This window comes from Aeribacillus sp. FSL K6-8394, assembly GCF_038008865.1.
GTDB classification, from domain to species: domain Bacteria; phylum Bacillota; class Bacilli; order Bacillales; family Aeribacillaceae; genus Aeribacillus; species Aeribacillus composti.
Map to the genome: position 1 here is coordinate 789,482 of NZ_JBBPAA010000002.1, position 17,618 is coordinate 807,099.

A 17,618-nucleotide genomic window follows, 5' to 3' on the forward strand; every position below is an offset into this window, starting at 1 on the left:
GATTGCCGCTTTTAAAAAATTGTTGTCAGGCAATTGATGGAGGGAAATCATTTGTTTATGATAAACATATGGAAGAGGGTGAATTTGTAAATGATCACAATTTTTAATCAAACATACGAGCTTATAAAAGATTTTAAAAATGGTTTTAATGAAGAGGCTTTTAAAGCAAGGTACAGTGAAATTTTAAACAAATATGATTATATTGTCGGCGATTGGGGATATAGCCAATTGCGGCTGAGAGGATTTTTTGATGATCAAAACCAAAAAGCAACACATGATACGAAAATCAGCTCATTAGATGAATATTTGTATGAACATTGCAATTTCGGCTGTGCTTATTTTGTATTAAAGAAAATAAAAAAATAAACGCCAGATGCAAAAACATCTGGGTGTGAAAAAGTAATCAGGACGGCATACAGCCGTCCTGATTACTTTATTTCATACGGGTCTTCTTCATTTTTATCAGGTTCATCATGAGGAGGATGACTGCCCGGAAATTGTCTCGGCAAATTCTGATGCAAGGATTTGAATTCATAGTTAAAACTGCTATATGGACGCTGACCTTCTTCCCAAGGTGTGCTTTTATTCTCCACAGGTTCATCCTTTCCCCGCGGAGCTCCGTAGGCGCCTTCCGGCATATCCTCCGGGATAATATAGTTTCGCATTGTTTCCACTACTGAAAAATCAGTATATTCATTTTGTTTGTCCATTTTGTTCACCTGTCCATGATTTTACCATTATCGTTCCTCATGGAAGGTAATTTATACATTAGACGATCTCATATAAAAACTCCCGAAGCTCTTTTGCGTCTTCATCATTTAATTGATAAACATCTTCTAAATACCCCGGTTCTTTAAGATCATCTTCCCCAATGATCGCAAACCGGTTGCTTTGCAAATTTAGTACAAGATATTTTCCGTAATAGCGGTCCGATTGAATAATGGCTAAATCAAAGCGTTGATTTTCTCCCATAAAGCTAACAAATCTTGTTTTTGTCTCGACGGTTTCATCATACAAAAAAAAGCGTTCGGCCATGGTTCATTACCTCCGTTTCTTATAATTGCATTGTAGCATAAGATGATGCATTCACAACGATTTATCGCAAATTTGTGAGAAAACTTACCTCTGTTTCGATTCGCATAGCGATTTTTCTGTTGAAATAGAAGCAAAATAACACAATTTTTTTATCAGCTCGCACATCTGCTGCCAATCAGCCATGATTTCTGTATCGAATGGGAAGTTAATTGGAGAAACATATCATGAATCGGCACGAAAGTCATATTCAAAATCCTCCTCTGCTTGTCATGAAAAATCGTCATCTGTAAAAGCAATTTTTTGTGCGCGTTTAGGAATTTCTTTACTAAATTGAAAAAATCTAAGCGGATCCTACCCGGCATGCAAGATGTATCAAACCGCGGAAAGCTTGCGCCTGCTCAATCACGAAATCCAAATTTCAGAAACATCAGCTCTGTTTGCCAAAATCGATCCGTCTAACGAGAGGATTTTAGTGCTCTACTTTAAAAAACTTAAAAGTGTGTAAAGTAGTAGGTAGTTCAAATGGTCGAGTATGGTAAAATAAAAAACGGATACAAAAACCTTAAGAAAGGAAAGAAATCATATGTATTTTGTGGACAGAAAAAAGATTGAAGATACTGTAAAATTTGTAGAAGATCTTGTATCCATGTTTGAAGGACATCAACAGTGGGAGTCTGATGTTGAAAAAAAAGCGTTGGAGCGGATTGCCCAATTGTTGATTGAGGCGATTTTAGATATCGGAAACGGAATTATTGACGGTTTTATTATGCGGGATCCGGGAAGCTATGAAGACATTATTGACATTTTAGAAGATGAATCTGTCGTTGACAGCAGGGATGCGGAAGGATTAAAAAAATTAATTTCCTACAGAAAAATGCTCGTTCAAGATTATTTAAACATACGGCATGAAGAACTGTATGATTCAGTATCAACCCATTTACAAGTTTTGAGAAATTTTTGCCATCGTGTTCGAACCTACTTGGAAGATGAACTTGGACCAGTTACAGCTTTTAAGCCGTAATGGATTGATTGAAGGAGTGAAAAAAAATTGAAGAAATATAAAGGATATTTCATCGATTTAGACGGCACCATGTATCGGGGTACAGAAAAAATTGAAGAAGCTGAAGAATTTGTTAAAAAACTGAAGGAAAAAGGAATTTCGTACTTATTTATGACAAACAATTCTTCTAAAACCCCGAAGCAAGTAGCTGAAAAACTAATCAGTCTCGGCATTCCGGCGGAAGAGCATCAAATTTTAACTTCAAGCATTGCCACAGCCAATTTTATTTGGGAAAGAAAACAAAATGCTTCTATATATGTAATCGGTGAAGAGGGGCTGCGAAAGGCCTTGGAGGAAAAAGGTTTTCGCTTCGTCGATGAAAATCCGGATTTTGTCGTTGTGGGTATTGACCGAAACATCAATTATGAAAAGCTTGCCAAGGCCTGTTTAGCGGTTCGTGCAGGTGCAACATTTATTTCAACAAACGGGGATACTGCTCTGCCGACTGAGCGAGGACTGCTTCCAGGCAATGGCGCCATTACATCGGTCATTTCAGTATCTACAAATGTTCAGCCGATTTTTATCGGAAAACCTGAAAAAATTATTGTAGAGCAAGGGCTGAAAATGCTGAAAACGAAAAAAGAAGAAACGCTTCTTGTCGGAGATAATTACGAGACGGATATTAAGGCAGGTATCCAATCAGGGATGGACACCCTTCTTGTGCATACAGGCGTAACAACGAAAGAACACTTAAAACACAAAGAAATACAACCGACTTATACAGTGAATAACCTTTCGGAATGGCATGTGCTATGATGAAGCCTTTTTCTTTTCCAGCTGATTTCACAATAGGTGCTCCGCTGCCCCTACTGTGAATCAGTGGATCGATGGGCGAGCCGGCTTGAAGCTGCCGCTGCAATGGCTCCGACAATATCATCTAGAAAAGTATGACACTTACCTGTGCTTTTATCGTTTAAATGAGCAAGTATACCAGGCTTTTGTTTATCGATATAGCCATAGTTCGTAAACCCGATTGATCCGTAAATATTCACAATGGAAAATGCAAGAATTTCATCAATTCCATATAATCCTTCATCCGATTGGATGATCGATTGAAGAGGCTCCTGTAAACCCCCCTTTTCTGCTAGAACATCTAATTGAATTCCGGTTAAAATGGCATTTTGAACCTCTCTTTTCGAAAGAACTCTTTCCACGTTTTGTAAACAGTCTTCTTTTGTTAAGTTCGGATAATATTGCTGCTGTAAAAAATAGACGAGCTCTGCGATGTCATCCGGTGTAACTCCTCTATCTTTCAGCCATTTTCTTGCAGTTTGCTCTATTTTATCCATGTCGTTCACCCTATCTTTTACAAGTATATGAAAGTGCTGAAATCGGCTGTGACGCCGATTTCAATAAATTCTTGCTTAAATTTTCAAAAAGCATCAACATCTTTTTTATATTGTATACACAAAAGCTTTTCTACATGTTATAGTTTATGGCATTTTTTCATTATTTATATTGGGGTGTTTTTTTGAACAATGGATTTATAGGGGGAATTAGGAATGAAAGAGCTTTTAAAAAAGCATTATGGAATAGATGTACTCGACTTTTTTTCAATTGGTCAATGGCAGGGGTTTAAAACAAAAAGAAATATCGGTTTTATTGCTGCTGTTTCACATATTGACCATAAGGAGCTTTATGAACTGTATGAAATGAGTCGTTATCTCCTTATGACTAACGAGAGAAAAGCTGCTTCGTTTTTATTAACTGTAAATGGAGATCTTACGGCAGAACATAATGGAACGCGCTACGCTGTGTTTCAAATACCTCAACAAACAAAGCGGCTTAATATAACTTCTCTCGGAAAAGAGCTGTCATTTTTTCACGAAGTTGGCAGAAGGCTGCCTTTTACTCCCGTTCATTCGAATCGAATTGGGCAATGGAGAAATTTATGGGCAAGGCGGATCGATCAAATGGAGCAATTTTGGAGTATTCAAATTGCTTCAAAGCCTCATCACGCCTTTGACAAGCTATTTATTGAATCCTTTCCATATTATTTAGGCTTAGGCGAAAATGCCATCCAATATTTAGCGGATACTGAGCTTGATGATCGACCATTGCCGGTTGATTCCGGCACCATATGTCATCAACGTTTTACGAGAGAAACATGGGAAAACGCATTTTCATTGCCTGTTGATTTCGTTTTTGATCATGGAGGAAGAGATATTGCTGAATGTTTAAGGTATGATTTTCTGACAGGAAGGCAAACAATTGATGAGCTTTTTTTGGCAGAATACGACCGAGCGTCTCCGTTATCCTCTTTTTTTTGGCGGTTAGTTTTTAGCAGGCTTTTGTTTCCTGTTCATTATTTTGAATGTGTTGAAAACTATTATCTTGCAGAGGAAGAAGAAAGGGATTCTCTGCAATTTCAAATGGAAAAAATTTTGCAAACATCTTCGCAGTATGAGCAATTTTTATCTTCGTTTTCATCTATGATATATTTGAGGAAAAAGCAAATTGTATTGCCGGCTTTGACATGGTTATAAAAGGTTCAGTCGCATTTTGTTGTGGTATCATAAAAAAGAAAGCAGCTAAAATCTTGCAGCTGTTTCGAACAAAGCATTGATTTTGTCATATCAATTCAAAACAATAGCTATTTATTAGAAGAAGGAGAAGATGAATCAGTGACCCAATATATTTTTGTAACAAGAAAACTGCCAGAAAACCTATTGGATCCTCTTCGTTCCATCGGAGTTGTCGACATGTGGGAGCAGGATTCTCCATGTCCGAGGTCTGTATTATTGGAAAAGGCCAAAAAAGCTGATGCTCTGCTTACAATGCTGTCAGACCGGGTGGATGAAGAACTGCTTCAAAAAGCCAAAAAATTAAAAATCGTTGCTAATTTAGCAGTCGGGTATGACAATATCGATCTCGAAGCGTCGAAAAAGTACGGCGTGACTGTAACTAATACACCGGATGTACTAACAGATACGACTGCCGATTTAACCTTTGCTTTGTTAATGGCAGCGGCAAGAAGATTGGTTGAAGCTGCGGAGTATGTAAAAGAAGGAAAATGGACAGGGTGGTCTCCATTTTTGTTGGCAGGAAGCGATATCCATCATAAAACGATTGGGATCGTTGGCATGGGGAAAATTGGAGAAGCTGTTGCGAGACGGGCAAAAGGATTTGATATGGAAATTTTGTATCATAATCGTTCAAAGAAACCGGAAGTGGAAAAAGAGCTTGGAGCGAAATACTGCACATTTGATGAATTGCTAGAGAAAGCCGATTTTGTCGTTAATTTAACACCATTAACAAATGAAACGAAAAACTTGTTTGACGAGGAAGCCTTTAAAAAAATGAAAACAAGTGCAATATTTGTTAATGCTGGCAGAGGAGCATCTGTTGATGAAAACGCTTTGTATAATGCTCTAAAAACTGGTGAAATCGCTGGTTGTGGATTGGATGTGTTTAAAGAAGAACCGATTGATTCCAATCATCCGCTTTTATCATTGAAACAAGTTGTAGCACTTCCGCATATCGGCAGCGCGAGTCGGGAAACCCGCATAAAAATGATCGAACTTTGCGTCGAAAATATTCAACGTGTGTTAACGGGCGAGAAACCGAAAACAGCCGTTGTTTAAACGCCCAAAAAGCGTTTACATATGCGGATGATGAAAATTTCTCTTGTAAAATCAGTCATTGAAATTTATAATGTCTTATAAAACAGTTAATGTCTTTTTACGGCAGACAATTGTCTATTATAAATAAACATAAGGGAGATGAATTGGTTGGAATCAATCTCAGTAGGACTGCTCGGTTTAGGCACCGTTGGTAGCGGAGTAGTAAAAATCATTGAAGACCACCAGGATAAGCTCATTCATTTAATCGGGTGCCCGGTGAAAGTAAAAAAAATTCTTGTTCAAAATACAAATAAAAAAAGAGACGTTCATGTAGAACCTTCCCAATTAACGACAAATGTTCATGAGGTAATAGAAGATCCGGATATTGACGTCATTATTGAGGTCATGGGGGGAATTGAGCAGACACGGGAATATTTGCTTGAAGCATTAAATCGGAAGAAGCATGTTGTGACGGCAAATAAAGATTTGATGGCCGTGTACGGAACTGAGTTGCTCAAAAAAGCGACGGATAACGGCTGCGATCTTTTTTATGAAGCAAGTGTCGCAGGCGGCATCCCGATTCTGCGTACATTGGTAGATGGATTGGCGTCAGACCGGATTACAAAAATGATGGGGATTGTTAACGGAACGACAAACTTTATTTTAACGAAAATGTCAAAATACGGAACCCCTTATGAAGAAGTGCTGAAGGAAGCGCAAAGATTAGGATATGCAGAAGCTGATCCGACTTCTGATGTAGAAGGCTTGGATGCAGCGAGAAAGATGGCGATTTTGGCAAGACTTGGATTTTCTATGGAAGTAGATTTAGAAGATGTGGAAGTAAAAGGGATAACGGATATTACACAAGAGGATATTGATTACAGTAAACGGCTCGGCTATACGATGAAATTAATCGGCATCGCCCATCGAAGCGGTGATAAAATTGAAGTTAGTGTACAGCCTGCACTGCTGCCCGATCATCATCCGTTAGCTTCCGTCCAAGATGAATATAATGCGGTTTATGTGTACGGCGAAGCAGTAGGGGAAACAATGTTTTACGGTCCTGGCGCAGGAAGCTTGCCAACTGCAACCGCTGTTGTTTCGGATTTAGTAGGCGTATTGAAAAACATGCGTCTAGGTGTAAATGGAAGAAGCGCCGTAGCCCCGCAATATCAGAAACAATTGAAGGCACCTGAAGAAATTTTTGCCCAATACTTTTTACGAATTCACGTAGAAGATCAAGTTGGAGCTTTTTCAAAAATTACATCCCTCTTTTCAGACAGAGGTGTAAGCTTTGAGAAAATTCTCCAATTACCTCTGAAAAATAAAGATTTAGCGGAAATTGTCATCGTTACCCATAAAGCATCGAAAAAAGATTTTGAGGAAATTTTAATGGAGCTCCGAGATTTGCAAGTTGTTAAGGAAGTTAAAAGTACGTATCGAGTAGAAGGGAACGGCTTATTATGAAATGGAATGGACTAATTGCAAAATATAAAGAATTTTTGCCAGTAACGGACAAAACACCGATGCTGACATTGAACGAAGGTAATACTCCTCTCATTCATTTAGAAAAATTATCTGAAAAATTAGGCGTTGAGCTGTATGTGAAAACAGAAGGAGCGAATCCTACCGGTTCATTTAAAGACCGCGGTATGGTGATGGCAGTTGCAAAAGCGGTGGAAGAAGGAAGCACAACTATAATGTGCGCTTCAACTGGAAATACGTCTGCAGCTGCTTCCGCCTATGCGGCACGTGCAGGATTGCGTTCCATTGTTGTTATACCGAACGGAAAAATCGCTTTTGGAAAGCTTGCCCAAGCAGTTATGTACGGCGCAGAAATTTTTGCAATTGAAGGAAACTTCGATGATGCCTTAAAAATGGTTCGTGAAATTTGTGAAGAGCTGCCAATTACTCTTGTCAATTCTGTAAATCCTTACCGAATTGAAGGGCAAAAAACAGCGGCGTTTGAAATTTGTGAACAGCTGGGAAAAGCTCCGGATTATTTGGCGATTCCGGTTGGAAATGCTGGAAACATTACAGCATATTGGAAAGGATTTAAAGAGTTTAATGAGCGGCACCAAACAGGGCTTCCAAAAATGCACGGTTTTGAAGCGGAAGGCGCCGCAGCCATTGTAAAAAATCAAGTGATTGAAAATCCGGAAACAGTGGCAACTGCCATTCGAATTGGAAACCCAGCAAGCTGGGAATTTGCTGTCAATGCTGCCAATGAATCAGGCGGAAAGATCGATATGGTAACAGATGAAGAAATTTTGGATGCTTATCAATTAATTGCAAGAACGGAAGGCGTTTTTGCTGAACCTGCTTCAAGTGCATCTATTGCAGGAGTGATGAAAGATGTAAATTCGGGGAAAATCCCGAAAGGAAGCACAGTTGTAGCAGTATTGACCGGAAACGGATTAAAAGATCCGAATACTGCGATCGATGTGTCATCCATCCAGCCGATCGTGCTGCCTAATGAAAAGAAAGCTGTGATGGACCATCTCAAGGGAGATGGGCATGTATGAAAGAAGGAGACATGTTAAAAATTCAAGTTCCCGGAAGTACAGCCAATCTTGGCCCCGGTTTTGATTCTGTAGGGCTCGCTTTAAACCGCTATTTAACACTAGCCGTTACATTTGCGGAAAATTGGACATTTAAGCCGGTAAGTGAAGAAGTAGCAAACGTACCGGAAGGGAAAGAGAATTTAATTTATAAAGTCGCTTCCAAGCTAGCAGAAAAACATAGTGTTAATCTTCCTGCATGTTATGTGGAAATTTCAAGTGATATTCCGATGACAAGAGGACTCGGAAGCAGCGCGGCCGCCATTGCAGCAGGGATTGAGCTTTGCGATCGTGTTTGTAAACTGAATTTGAGCGATGAAGAAAAAATTCATTTTGCCAGCAAGTTTGAGGGACATCCGGATAATGCCGGAGCTTCTATAGTAGGCGGTCTAGTGGTCGGCTATTTAACAGATGACCACACATATTTTGTAAAAGTGGATAATCTGGATGTGGATATTATCGCGGTTATTCCGCCATATTATTTATATACGAAGGATTCTAGAGGCGTTTTGCCGAAGACATTTAAATTTCAGCAGTCGGTGAAAGCCAGTGCGATCAGCAATGTGCTTGTTGGGAGCATCATGAATAATAATTGGGAATTGGCAGGCCAAATGATGGAAATGGACATATTCCATCAACCGTATAGGGAAAGTCTAGTTCCTGAACTGTCAGCTGTTCGAAAGATCGGAAAAGAGCACGGTGTGTACGGGACTGTATTGAGCGGTGCAGGTCCAACGATATTGTGTTTTGCTCCAAAAGGCATGAGACACTCATTGCGTCCTAAACTAAAAGAGGCTTTTCCTCATTGTGAAGTAACACAGCTAGAAATTGATTATGAAGGGACTAAGTCTTGGTTTACTCATATTGAAAGCTTGATATAATGAAACAAACCGGCTTTTCGCCGGTTTGTTTCATTAAAATACTTGTTCTACTTCTACGATGCCTGGAACTTCTTCCAGCAGAGCCCGCTCAATACCTGCTTTCAAAGTAATGGTAGAACTTGGGCAGCTCCCGCACGCACCTAAAAGGCGCAATTTCACAATGCCCTCTTCAACATCAACTAATTCGCAGTCTCCGCCGTCACGAAGCAAAAACGGGCGCAGCTTATCTAAAACTTCCTGTACTTGTTCTTTTATTTGAACATCTGACATACTATCGACTCCTTTCTTATCCATCATTATATTCAAAATGAGCGATAAAATCTATTTGTAAGTTTCAAATTCATTGTATCACATTTTTTTTAAATCTAATATGGATAATCTAGGAGATCATCATTTTATTATATAGGAGAGAACAAACATGAGAAAACCGGTAGAAATTTGTGTTTATGGTGCAGAAACCTTATGTCCAAGCTGTGTAAATTCGCCTTCAGCAAAAGATACATTTGAATGGCTGGAAGCAGCACTGACTAGAAAATATCCAGATCAGCCATTTGACATCACATATATTGATATATATTGTCCTCCGGAAGATGAAGAGAAAAAGAAAATAGCCGATCAAATCGTGAAGGAAGAATATTTTTATCCCCTTGTGGTCATAAATGGAGTGGTAGTAGGAGAAGGTAATCCAAAGCTAAAAAGGATTTTTCAAGAGATGGAAAAACATGGTTACCAGCCTGTGTAAGAAAGAGTTTACTCGTCAATCCAGAACTGTGAAAGAAAAAGTGCATTGTCGATTTCTTCAAGCCAAAAGAACAGATCCGCTAAAAAAAACGCTGCTTCGTTTTTTTACATGCAAAATAATAGACAACTGTATTTCTCTTGATTTATATTTTCCAGTGAAAGAGTTCCGGAAAAAGAGAAGCCGGACGTACAAATGAACGCCCGGTTTTCTCATGCTCCACTATGATATTTATAAATCCAAAGAATTCCTGATTTTAAAAGACGTGGCACACGTCCAGTGAGTGCGCGATCTCCTACCATCCCAAAACCTGATTTTTTTCCGAGAGAACCGAGAACGCCTTTTAATTTGAACGGCGGCAGTTCCTCTGGAAGAGGTTCGTTGTTCCATTTTTTGAGCAATACTTGTACAATTTGTTCAGCCTGCGCTTCGGCAAGTTGAGCACTTGGTGCGTAAGGAAGGCTTGCACAGTCTCCAACAACATACACATGTTCATCTTGAGGAAGATGATGGTATTTTGTTAAAATAACCCGTCCTTGCCGGTCTTTTTCAACATTCAATTTCCTTACGACATAATTCGGTTGAATTCCTGCGGTCCAAACGACAACATCACAAGGAATCGGTTCATCATGGTTATAAACCATATTTGGCTCAACTTTTGTAATATTGGCGCTGTTGATTACTTCAACCCCGTGCTCTTCAAACCATGTTTGGACATATTTGCTTAATCGTTCCGGGAAGTTTGATAAGATCACTTTTCCGCGGTCAAACAGCTTGATTTTTAAATCGGATCTGCTTTCACGCAGTTCGCTTGCCAATTCAACGCCGCTCAATCCGGCTCCAACTATGCAGACTGTTGCACCTGCTCCTAAATTGTTCAGCTTTTGATACGTTTCACGTGATTGATCGATTGTTTGAATGCTGCAAGTATATTTATCAGCACCCGGAACATTATGATACTTGTCTTCACATCCTAATCCGATGACAAGATCGTCATACGTGATTGGAGATTGATCTTTTAAATGTACAAGCTTTTGTTCAAGGTCAATGTCCGTGACTTCACCGTAATGAACGTTCAATTTCGGGTGTTCTGGAAAGGCCACGCGCACATGCTGATCTGAAATCGTTCCCGCAGCCAAAGCATAGTATTCCGTTTTTAAACAATGATAAGGGTTTTTATCCACTAATGTTATTTCGACACCGTCCGGCAAGTTATTGGGAAGCAGCTTGTGAAGAATTCTCATGCCGCCATAGCCGCCTCCGAGGAGCAGTAACTTTCTCATCGCGATTCCCCTTTTCCCTGCAAATGTTTACCCCAAAACTGTGACAATCGTAACAAATGCCACTAAAAGTATAACGAATTTATGTATAAATCACAACATACTTAAGGAAAAATAGCACAATTGTTATGGCAAAATGTTAAATGAACCTTGAAGTTCAATGCTTTGACAATGAAGAAAAAAAGCATTATGATAGGCTACTGAGTATAGAAGGAGGACAATTCACATGAAACCCATTATAGAGTTTTGTGTCAGCAACTTAGCAAACGGTTCACAAAAAGCATTAGAACAATTAGAAAAAGATCCTAATTTAGATATAGTTGAATACAGCTGCCTAGGGTATTGCGGCCAATGCTACGAATCGCTTTTTGCCCTTGTAAACGGAGAAGCGGTAGAAGGGGAAACGGCAGAAGAGCTAGTGGAAAATATTTATCAATTTTTAGAAGAAAATCCAATGTTTTAATAGAAAATAAAAGTGAGTGATTAAATTAAAAGGGAGACAAGCTTTTGATTCTCCTGATTTTGATCCTGTCTCTAAATATTTCATTCGAGGTATGAGAGCATATTATAAAATGTAAGAATGAATCTCAATATTGTTTTTCAGTACGACGCTTGCCTTTGCGGATGAGTCTTTTTTTACGTATGAGCAAGGTGTTTGAAGCGGCAGGCTGATGATATAAAAAATAAAAGCCCCTCTTATATTTCCCGAGGAGCTTTTATTTATATATGAAAACGGGGGATATTTTTATTGTCAACAAATTTTGAACGTTTTATACTTATAAAAACAAATTTTTTGTTGTTTTGGAGGAAAAGATGGAAACTTTTCAATTTACAAAAATGCATGGATTAGGAAACAGTTATATTTATGTAAATGGATTCGAAGAAACGCTTCCGGAGCATCTCCTGCCAGATATTGCGCGAAAAGTTGCGAACGTTCATACCGGCATCGGTTCAGATGGGCTAATATTAATTCTTCCATCTGAACGTGCGAATGTGAAAATGAGAATTTTCAACAGTGACGGTTCAGAGGGAAAAAACTGCGGAAACGGTTTGCGCTGTGTCGCAAAATATGTTTATGAGCATAACATAGTAAAAGAGAAAAAGTTTTTGATCGAAACACTTTCTGGCTTGGTTGAAGCCGAAGTCCATGAAGAAAATGGACGAGTATCATGCGTCACAATTGATATGGGTCACCCTAAGCTGTTAAAAAAGGAAATACCGATGGCCGGAAACGGAGATGAAACAGCTATTGGTGAAATCATGGAATTTAACGGCTCGAAATATGAAGTCACAGCGGTTTCGATGGGAAATCCACACATCATCTTTTTTGTGGACGATATTGAGAAAGCTCCATTAACAACATTGGGGCCGGTTGTCGAAAAAGATGCAAGATTTCCAGAAGGGGTAAATGTAGAATTTGTCGAAATCGTCAATGACCATGAGCTTCATTTTCGAGTATGGGAAAGAGGTTCAGGTGTCACACAAGCTTGCGGCACCGGAGCATGTGCGGCAGTGGTCGCATCCGTATTAAACGAGCAAACAACAAGAGGCAAAGAAACAGTTGTCCATCTTGCCGGCGGCGATTTATTTATTAAATGGACTGACGAGGGGAACATTTTGATGAAAGGATCTGCTGAAACGGTTTGCACGGGGACCTATTATTATGAAGCCGATTCAGAAATTTGAGAGTTTTTTTCTGAAAAGGTATACTAAAAGTGACTCAAAAATTAATGAAAAGTCCTGCGGTAATATGTCAAGGTGAAAAATCATAGAAATTGGAAATTCCCTTGTCCGATGATCCGAAAAAAGGCAATACTGAAGAAACCCAGTATTAGTACATGTAATAAACTGGGTCTAAAGGTTGATATTGGTATACCAGATCGATCCTCTTATCGATCTTCCCCCTTTCTTGGCGTGTAGATTTGACCGTTGCGTAGCAGCGCATCGATCACACGCACGAGTTTTCTAGCGGTGAGGACGAGGGCTCGTTTATGTTGGTGTTTGGGCACTTCCTCATACTTCTTCCGGTAGTACGCACGAAACGTCGCATCATGCCGTTGTACCGAGTTGGCAGCCTCCACTAGGTAGTAACGGAGATAGCGATTGCCGGAACGAATGAGGGAGGTGTCCTCGGCTTGAAAACGGCCCGATTGGTGCTTGGACCATGTCAAGCCGGCATATTTTGCCAAGGCGGCCTGATTGTGAAACCGCTCGATTTGCCCGATTTCGGCCAGGATGCCTGCGGTATAAACCGGTCCGATGCCTGGGATGGTTTGCAGTGTGTTCGGAATGCCTTCAAGATGGCGGGTAATGGCTTTATCGAGCTCTTTGAGCTGCGATTGCAGGCTGCGGATTGATTGAATCGACAGCCCTAACAGCAAGTCGATGGAATCCTCGACACACTTGGACAACCGATACGACGAACGGGCCGCCTTTTGAATCGACTTGGCGATGCATTCCGGATCGGCAAAGCGATTGCGCCCTTTTTGGCGCAGGAAGTCGGCCAACTGCTTGACATCCATTTGGCAGATGTCATCGAGGCTCCACGACTCAAGCAGCAGTTCGAGAATGGCATGTCCGAAGATCGAACTGTCCACCTCTTGGGTAAAGGAACTGCATTTGTAAAACAAGTGCTGGAGAAAATACTGTTTCTCACGGGTTAACTGGTGGACGAGATGATATCGCATGCGTGTCAGTCGCTGAAGCGCGAGAAACTGCTCCTTGAGGACAGCCGTCATCTTCAGACGGCCGAAGCGAAGCCGATCCGCAATGATCCAAGCATCGATGTCATCCGTTTTCTCCAAGTCGACATAGGCTTCTTTAAACTTGCGAATGAGCTTTGGATTGATCGTAAACACCTTGACGTTCCAAGCCTGCAAGGTCTCCTGCTGGTGGAAAAACATAGCTGGATGCCAACTGTAGACCGAGGTGGCTTCCATCCCGATCAGAATTTCGGTTGGCTTTCGCTTGTTAGCCCACAGGAGGATTTGATCCCGAAGGAAGGTGGCGCCCAGAAGATGATTATCCACTTTGAAGCGTGCGCACGTATTTCCTTCATGATCCATAATGCAGGTGGCTAAGTCGCGTGAGCTCACGTCGATCCCGACGTAGAGTTTCATGAGATCACCTCCTATTGTTGTAGGATCGAGGGGTTGGACTCTTCGGGATGCCCCCGGATCGCGCCTGTTGACCAGTCACCCTCGCATATGAGAACTCACGTTGGACCATGGGCTGCCCTGGAAGCTGCTCCTTCCAGCATGGGGAAAACCAACGGGAACAGCCTGCGGGTTAGACGTCCAAACAGGGGCCGGGGAGACAGACTTTACAAGTAGTCGAAGCTACAGGAGTGAGAAGAGTATCCCCGATGATCCTAAGACCATTATCCAGGAACATTGCGAAAAGTCCAACCCCGGTACGCTGAACCCTTTGTGGGAGGGGCGCGCCCCTCCCACAAAGGTAACCACCCAAGATATGCGATTGTCAAGGAGCGTATCGGACTGGAAATTCGATAAAAAAACTTTCTGAAACTTAGTATACGAGGAGGATGGGTCATGTCTGAAATTGTTATGCTTACCGAAGCGGCAGCTTTTCAAATAAAAGATATGATGAGAGAAAATGAGGAAGAAGGCGCCTATTTGCGTATTGGTGTGAAAGGCGGCGGCTGCACTGGACTTTCATATGGCATCGGGTTTGAACAAGAAAAACAAGAAGATGATCACGAATTTGAACAATTCGGCATTCGAATTTTAGTGGATAAAGACAGCGCCCCTATATTAAAGGGAACAAAGATTGATTATAAACAATCGATGCTTGGTGGAGGATTCACAATAGACAACCCTAATGCGATTGCGTCTTGCGGCTGCGGCGCCTCCTTTAGAACTGCAACACACGCTGGAACACCGGAAGAGTGCTAAAAAAGATTCTTTCCTGAAGCCAAGCATAATGATCGCTTTATTCCTTAACTTTTTCTATACTCACAATAAAATATATCCTAATAAAGTGGAATCCAAAAAAAAGTCTGCTTTATTAGGATATTTTTATGGGAAAAACGGCTAAATGCAACTTATTAAAAGTGATAGAGAATTAAATGAGGATATTTACAGATCACAGATTTTCATCATGGAAGACCGTGCGAAAGACGATATGAATTACCGATGAAAGTTGAAAAAGATAGGGCTGTCCGATGAGTTTCTAAAATGAAGGATTTTGGAGCTACTTTGAAGGAGTTTGTAAATGTCCTTCATAGAGGCAATGAAGTCCAACAAGAAGCAATTGTATGTGCTGAATGTCCGTCATAAAACTTTTGAAGACTAATTCAGAAAGAGAGCATAAGAAAAGTCCTTCATAAAACTTCTGAAGGATGTAAACAAAGGAAAAATAGTCTGTCCGATTGATGCAGTCTGGTTTCTTTAGAAAAGTACTTGACAAAAAGGCTGTCTCAAAAGGTCATAAAAAATGACCTTTTACGAGACAGCCTTTATTCTTGTGCGCCCGGCATGGGTGTAATCTATAGGGTGAAAGTCCCGAGCTGCGAAGGCAGAAGTAGCAGTTAGCTTAACGCAAGGGTGTCCGTGGTGACGCGGAATCTGAAGGAAGCGAGCGGCAAACTTCCGGTCTGAGGAACACGAACTTCATATGAGGCTAGGTATCACTGGGTGAGTTTGCATGACAAAACAAAGCCCTTTCTGCCGAAGGTGATACAGAGTAAATGAAGCAGATGGATGGAAGGAAAGATTACACTCTTACCCGGGGAGGTCTGGCTGGCACGCCAAGTAACCTTGGTAACCTATCTAGTGATAGATAGCTGAACAGTCAGAAGTCAGCAGAGGTCATAGTACTCTTTCAAGCTCGAGATGGAAGAGGAAGGACTGAACAATTAAGGAGAACGAATCGCTAGGCGTTCATCTTCTGTGTTGAAGCAGACAATCCGATAGGACTTACTTGAAGGAGGAAGTGGTGAATCCCACGGGGGACTTCAAGAGGGTGGAGCAGAAGATGGCACAAATAGAAGGATTCGTTCACGTGGAGAGGATATCTAATGTTGATGGAACTGATTTTGTCACGGGAAAATCTCATAGCGGCATTTAAAAGAGTTTTACAGAACAAAGGAAGTCACGGAGTAGATGGCATGTCCGTAAAAGACCTACGAAGACACCTCTACGAAAATTGGGACTCCATTCGACAGTCGTTGAGAGAAGGAACCTACAAGCCCTTACCCGTCCGTCGAGTCGAAATCCCGAAACCGAACGGGGGAGTAAGGCTTCTAGGGATCCCTACCGTGACGGATCGTTTCATCCAACAAGCGATTGCCCAAGTGTTGACGAAAATCTTTGATCCGACCTTCTCGAACCATAGCTATGGTTTCCGCCCAGGTAGAAGGGGACATGATGCGGTTAGGGAAGCAAAGGGTTATATCAAAGAAGGATATCGTTGGGTAGTCGATATAGACCTAGAGAAATTCTTTGACAAGGTGAATCACGACAAACTGATGGGGATCTTGGCGAAAACGATCAAAGATCGAATTCTACTGAAGGTAATTCGCCGGTATCTTCAATCAGGCGTGATGATCAATGGAGTGGTAATGGAAACGGACATGGGAACGCCTCAAGGCGGCCCGCTTAGTCCACTTTTATCAAACATCATGCTTCATGAATTGGATAAAGAGCTTGAGAAACGTGGACATAAGTTTGTTCGGTATGCGGATGACTGTAACATCTATGTGAAAACAAAGAAAGCAGGAATTCGTGTCATGAACTCCATTACGAACTTTATAGAGAAGGAGTTAAAGCTCAAGGTAAATAAAGAGAAATCGGCGGTAGACCGTCCTTGGAAACGGAAGTTTCTCGGTTTCAGCTTCACACTCAATAAGACTCCAAAGGTACGGATTGCGAACGAAAGTGTGAAACGTTTGAAGAACAAGATCCGTGAAATTACATCAAGGTCGAAACCGTATCCAATGGAGAAAAGGATTGAGAAACTGAATAAGTATTTAATGGGATGGTGCGGATATTTTGCCTTGGCAGAAACACCAAGTAAGTTCAAAGAATTTGATGAATGGATTAGACGAAGGCTTCGGATGTGTTTGTGGAAAGAATGGAAAACCCCGAAAACAAGAATTCGGAAACTCAGAGGATTAGAAGTTCCAAGCCATAAAGCATTCGAATGGGGCAATACACGCAAGAAATATTGGCGGATTGCCTGCAGTCCCATTCTACACAAAACCCTCGACAACTCCTATTGGAAGCGTCGAGGGTTAAGAAGTCTATTCGAAAGATATCAAGCACTACGTCATACTTAATTGAACCGCCGTATACGGAACCGTACGTACGGTGGTGTGAGAGGACGGGAGTTAATCGCTCCCTCCTACTCGATTCCAATAAAATTTACTTTTGCTTATTATTCCCGCTGTAAGGGGGCTGTTCAGAAAGGCAGATCCCCATTGAAAAACAAAAAATCATAAGTCCTGATATTTCAACGTTTCTAAAACATGAAAGAGGGT

Annotated in this window: 19 protein-coding genes; 13 read left to right on the plus strand and 6 right to left on the minus strand. The window is 41.0% G+C overall.

The window, feature by feature from the left end:
* The first annotated feature begins 90 nt into the window (after positions 1–90).
* Entirely contained in the window at positions 91–366 is a 276-nt protein-coding gene (locus tag NSR00_RS16145) for a YutD family protein (RefSeq protein WP_340789786.1), read from the plus strand.
* Between the two features lie 62 nt (positions 367–428).
* Here the strand turns inward: NSR00_RS16145 and NSR00_RS16150 are convergent, their stop codons facing one another.
* Together NSR00_RS16150 and NSR00_RS16155 are read right to left on the minus strand one after the other, a co-directional pair.
* Entirely contained in the window at positions 429–710 is a 282-nt protein-coding gene (locus NSR00_RS16150; protein ID WP_063387090.1) for a hypothetical protein, read from the minus strand.
* Between the two features lie 58 nt (positions 711–768).
* Positions 769–1,035, minus strand: a complete 267-nt coding sequence (locus tag NSR00_RS16155; RefSeq protein ID WP_063387089.1) for a DUF3055 domain-containing protein — start codon at positions 1,033–1,035, stop codon at positions 769–771.
* A 583-nt stretch (positions 1,036–1,618) separates the two neighbouring features.
* Here NSR00_RS16155 and hepT point away from each other — a divergent pair.
* The gene (gene hepT, locus NSR00_RS16160; RefSeq protein WP_063387088.1) at positions 1,619–2,056 is read left to right on the plus strand and encodes a type VII toxin-antitoxin system HepT family RNase toxin; all 438 of its coding nucleotides are present in this window, start codon (positions 1,619–1,621) and stop codon (positions 2,054–2,056) included.
* Between the two features lie 27 nt (positions 2,057–2,083).
* Positions 2,084–2,851, plus strand: coding sequence for a TIGR01457 family HAD-type hydrolase (locus NSR00_RS16165; protein ID WP_063387087.1), 768 nt, complete (start codon positions 2,084–2,086; stop codon positions 2,849–2,851).
* A 50-nt stretch (positions 2,852–2,901) separates the two neighbouring features.
* Here NSR00_RS16165 and NSR00_RS16170 read toward each other — a convergent pair whose 3' ends face one another.
* Positions 2,902–3,384, minus strand: a complete 483-nt coding sequence (locus NSR00_RS16170) for a phosphatidylglycerophosphatase A family protein (protein WP_063387086.1) — start codon at positions 3,382–3,384, stop codon at positions 2,902–2,904.
* A 213-nt stretch (positions 3,385–3,597) separates the two neighbouring features.
* Between NSR00_RS16170 and yutH the strand changes: the two genes are divergently transcribed.
* The 5 genes from yutH (at position 3,598) to thrB (ending at position 9,100) form a co-directional block, all read left to right on the plus strand.
* Entirely contained in the window at positions 3,598–4,581 is a 984-nt protein-coding gene (gene yutH / locus NSR00_RS16175) for a spore coat putative kinase YutH (RefSeq protein WP_066249218.1), read from the plus strand.
* Between the two features lie 138 nt (positions 4,582–4,719).
* Positions 4,720–5,679, plus strand: coding sequence for a 2-hydroxyacid dehydrogenase (locus NSR00_RS16180; protein WP_066249221.1), 960 nt, complete (start codon positions 4,720–4,722; stop codon positions 5,677–5,679).
* 147 nt (positions 5,680–5,826) lie between these two features.
* Positions 5,827–7,125, plus strand: a complete 1,299-nt coding sequence (locus tag NSR00_RS16185; protein WP_186439305.1) for a homoserine dehydrogenase — start codon at positions 5,827–5,829, stop codon at positions 7,123–7,125.
* Positions 7,122–8,183 (plus strand): threonine synthase, encoded by a 1,062-nt coding sequence (gene thrC, locus NSR00_RS16190; RefSeq protein WP_063387082.1) that lies wholly within the window; start codon positions 7,122–7,124, stop codon positions 8,181–8,183. The genes NSR00_RS16185 and thrC overlap by 4 nt, the downstream gene beginning before the upstream one ends.
* Positions 8,180–9,100 (plus strand): homoserine kinase, encoded by a 921-nt coding sequence (gene thrB, locus NSR00_RS16195; RefSeq protein ID WP_063387081.1) that lies wholly within the window; start codon positions 8,180–8,182, stop codon positions 9,098–9,100. The genes thrC and thrB overlap by 4 nt, the downstream gene beginning before the upstream one ends.
* A 33-nt stretch (positions 9,101–9,133) precedes the next feature.
* On the opposite strand, the gene NSR00_RS16200 is transcribed toward thrB, so the two are convergent.
* Positions 9,134–9,397 (minus strand): NifU family protein, encoded by a 264-nt coding sequence (locus tag NSR00_RS16200; protein WP_375338782.1) that lies wholly within the window; start codon positions 9,395–9,397, stop codon positions 9,134–9,136.
* A 121-nt stretch (positions 9,398–9,518) separates the two neighbouring features.
* On the opposite strand from NSR00_RS16200, the gene NSR00_RS16205 reads away from it, so the two are divergent.
* Positions 9,519–9,842, plus strand: a complete 324-nt coding sequence (locus NSR00_RS16205) for a YuzD family protein (protein WP_340789787.1) — start codon at positions 9,519–9,521, stop codon at positions 9,840–9,842.
* Between the two features lie 209 nt (positions 9,843–10,051).
* Here NSR00_RS16205 and NSR00_RS16210 read toward each other — a convergent pair whose 3' ends face one another.
* On the minus strand, positions 10,052–11,122 hold the full coding sequence (locus NSR00_RS16210; RefSeq protein ID WP_340789788.1) for an NAD(P)/FAD-dependent oxidoreductase: 1,071 nt from the start codon (positions 11,120–11,122) through the stop codon (positions 10,052–10,054).
* 223 nt (positions 11,123–11,345) lie between these two features.
* Here NSR00_RS16210 and NSR00_RS16215 point away from each other — a divergent pair, with 223 nt between their 5' ends.
* Together NSR00_RS16215 and dapF are read left to right on the plus strand one after the other, a co-directional pair.
* Positions 11,346–11,582: a YuzB family protein gene (locus NSR00_RS16215; RefSeq protein ID WP_063387077.1), complete on the plus strand. Its 237-nt coding sequence runs from the start codon at positions 11,346–11,348 to the stop codon at positions 11,580–11,582.
* 350 nt (positions 11,583–11,932) lie between these two features.
* Positions 11,933–12,805, plus strand: a complete 873-nt coding sequence (gene dapF / locus NSR00_RS16220) for a diaminopimelate epimerase (RefSeq protein ID WP_340789789.1) — start codon at positions 11,933–11,935, stop codon at positions 12,803–12,805.
* Between the two features lie 203 nt (positions 12,806–13,008).
* Here the strand turns inward: dapF and NSR00_RS16225 are convergent, their stop codons facing one another.
* On the minus strand, positions 13,009–14,238 hold the full coding sequence (locus NSR00_RS16225) for an IS110 family transposase (protein WP_094244838.1): 1,230 nt from the start codon (positions 14,236–14,238) through the stop codon (positions 13,009–13,011).
* Between the two features lie 432 nt (positions 14,239–14,670).
* Between NSR00_RS16225 and NSR00_RS16230 the strand changes: the two genes are divergently transcribed.
* Together NSR00_RS16230 and ltrA are read left to right on the plus strand one after the other, a co-directional pair.
* Positions 14,671–15,033 (plus strand): HesB/IscA family protein, encoded by a 363-nt coding sequence (locus NSR00_RS16230; protein ID WP_063387075.1) that lies wholly within the window; start codon positions 14,671–14,673, stop codon positions 15,031–15,033.
* A 1,124-nt stretch (positions 15,034–16,157) separates the two neighbouring features.
* Complete coding sequence (gene ltrA, locus NSR00_RS16235; RefSeq protein ID WP_340786724.1) at positions 16,158–17,417, plus strand: group II intron reverse transcriptase/maturase; 1,260 nt, start codon at positions 16,158–16,160, stop codon at positions 17,415–17,417.
* Positions 17,418–17,618: the final 201 nt, after the last annotated feature.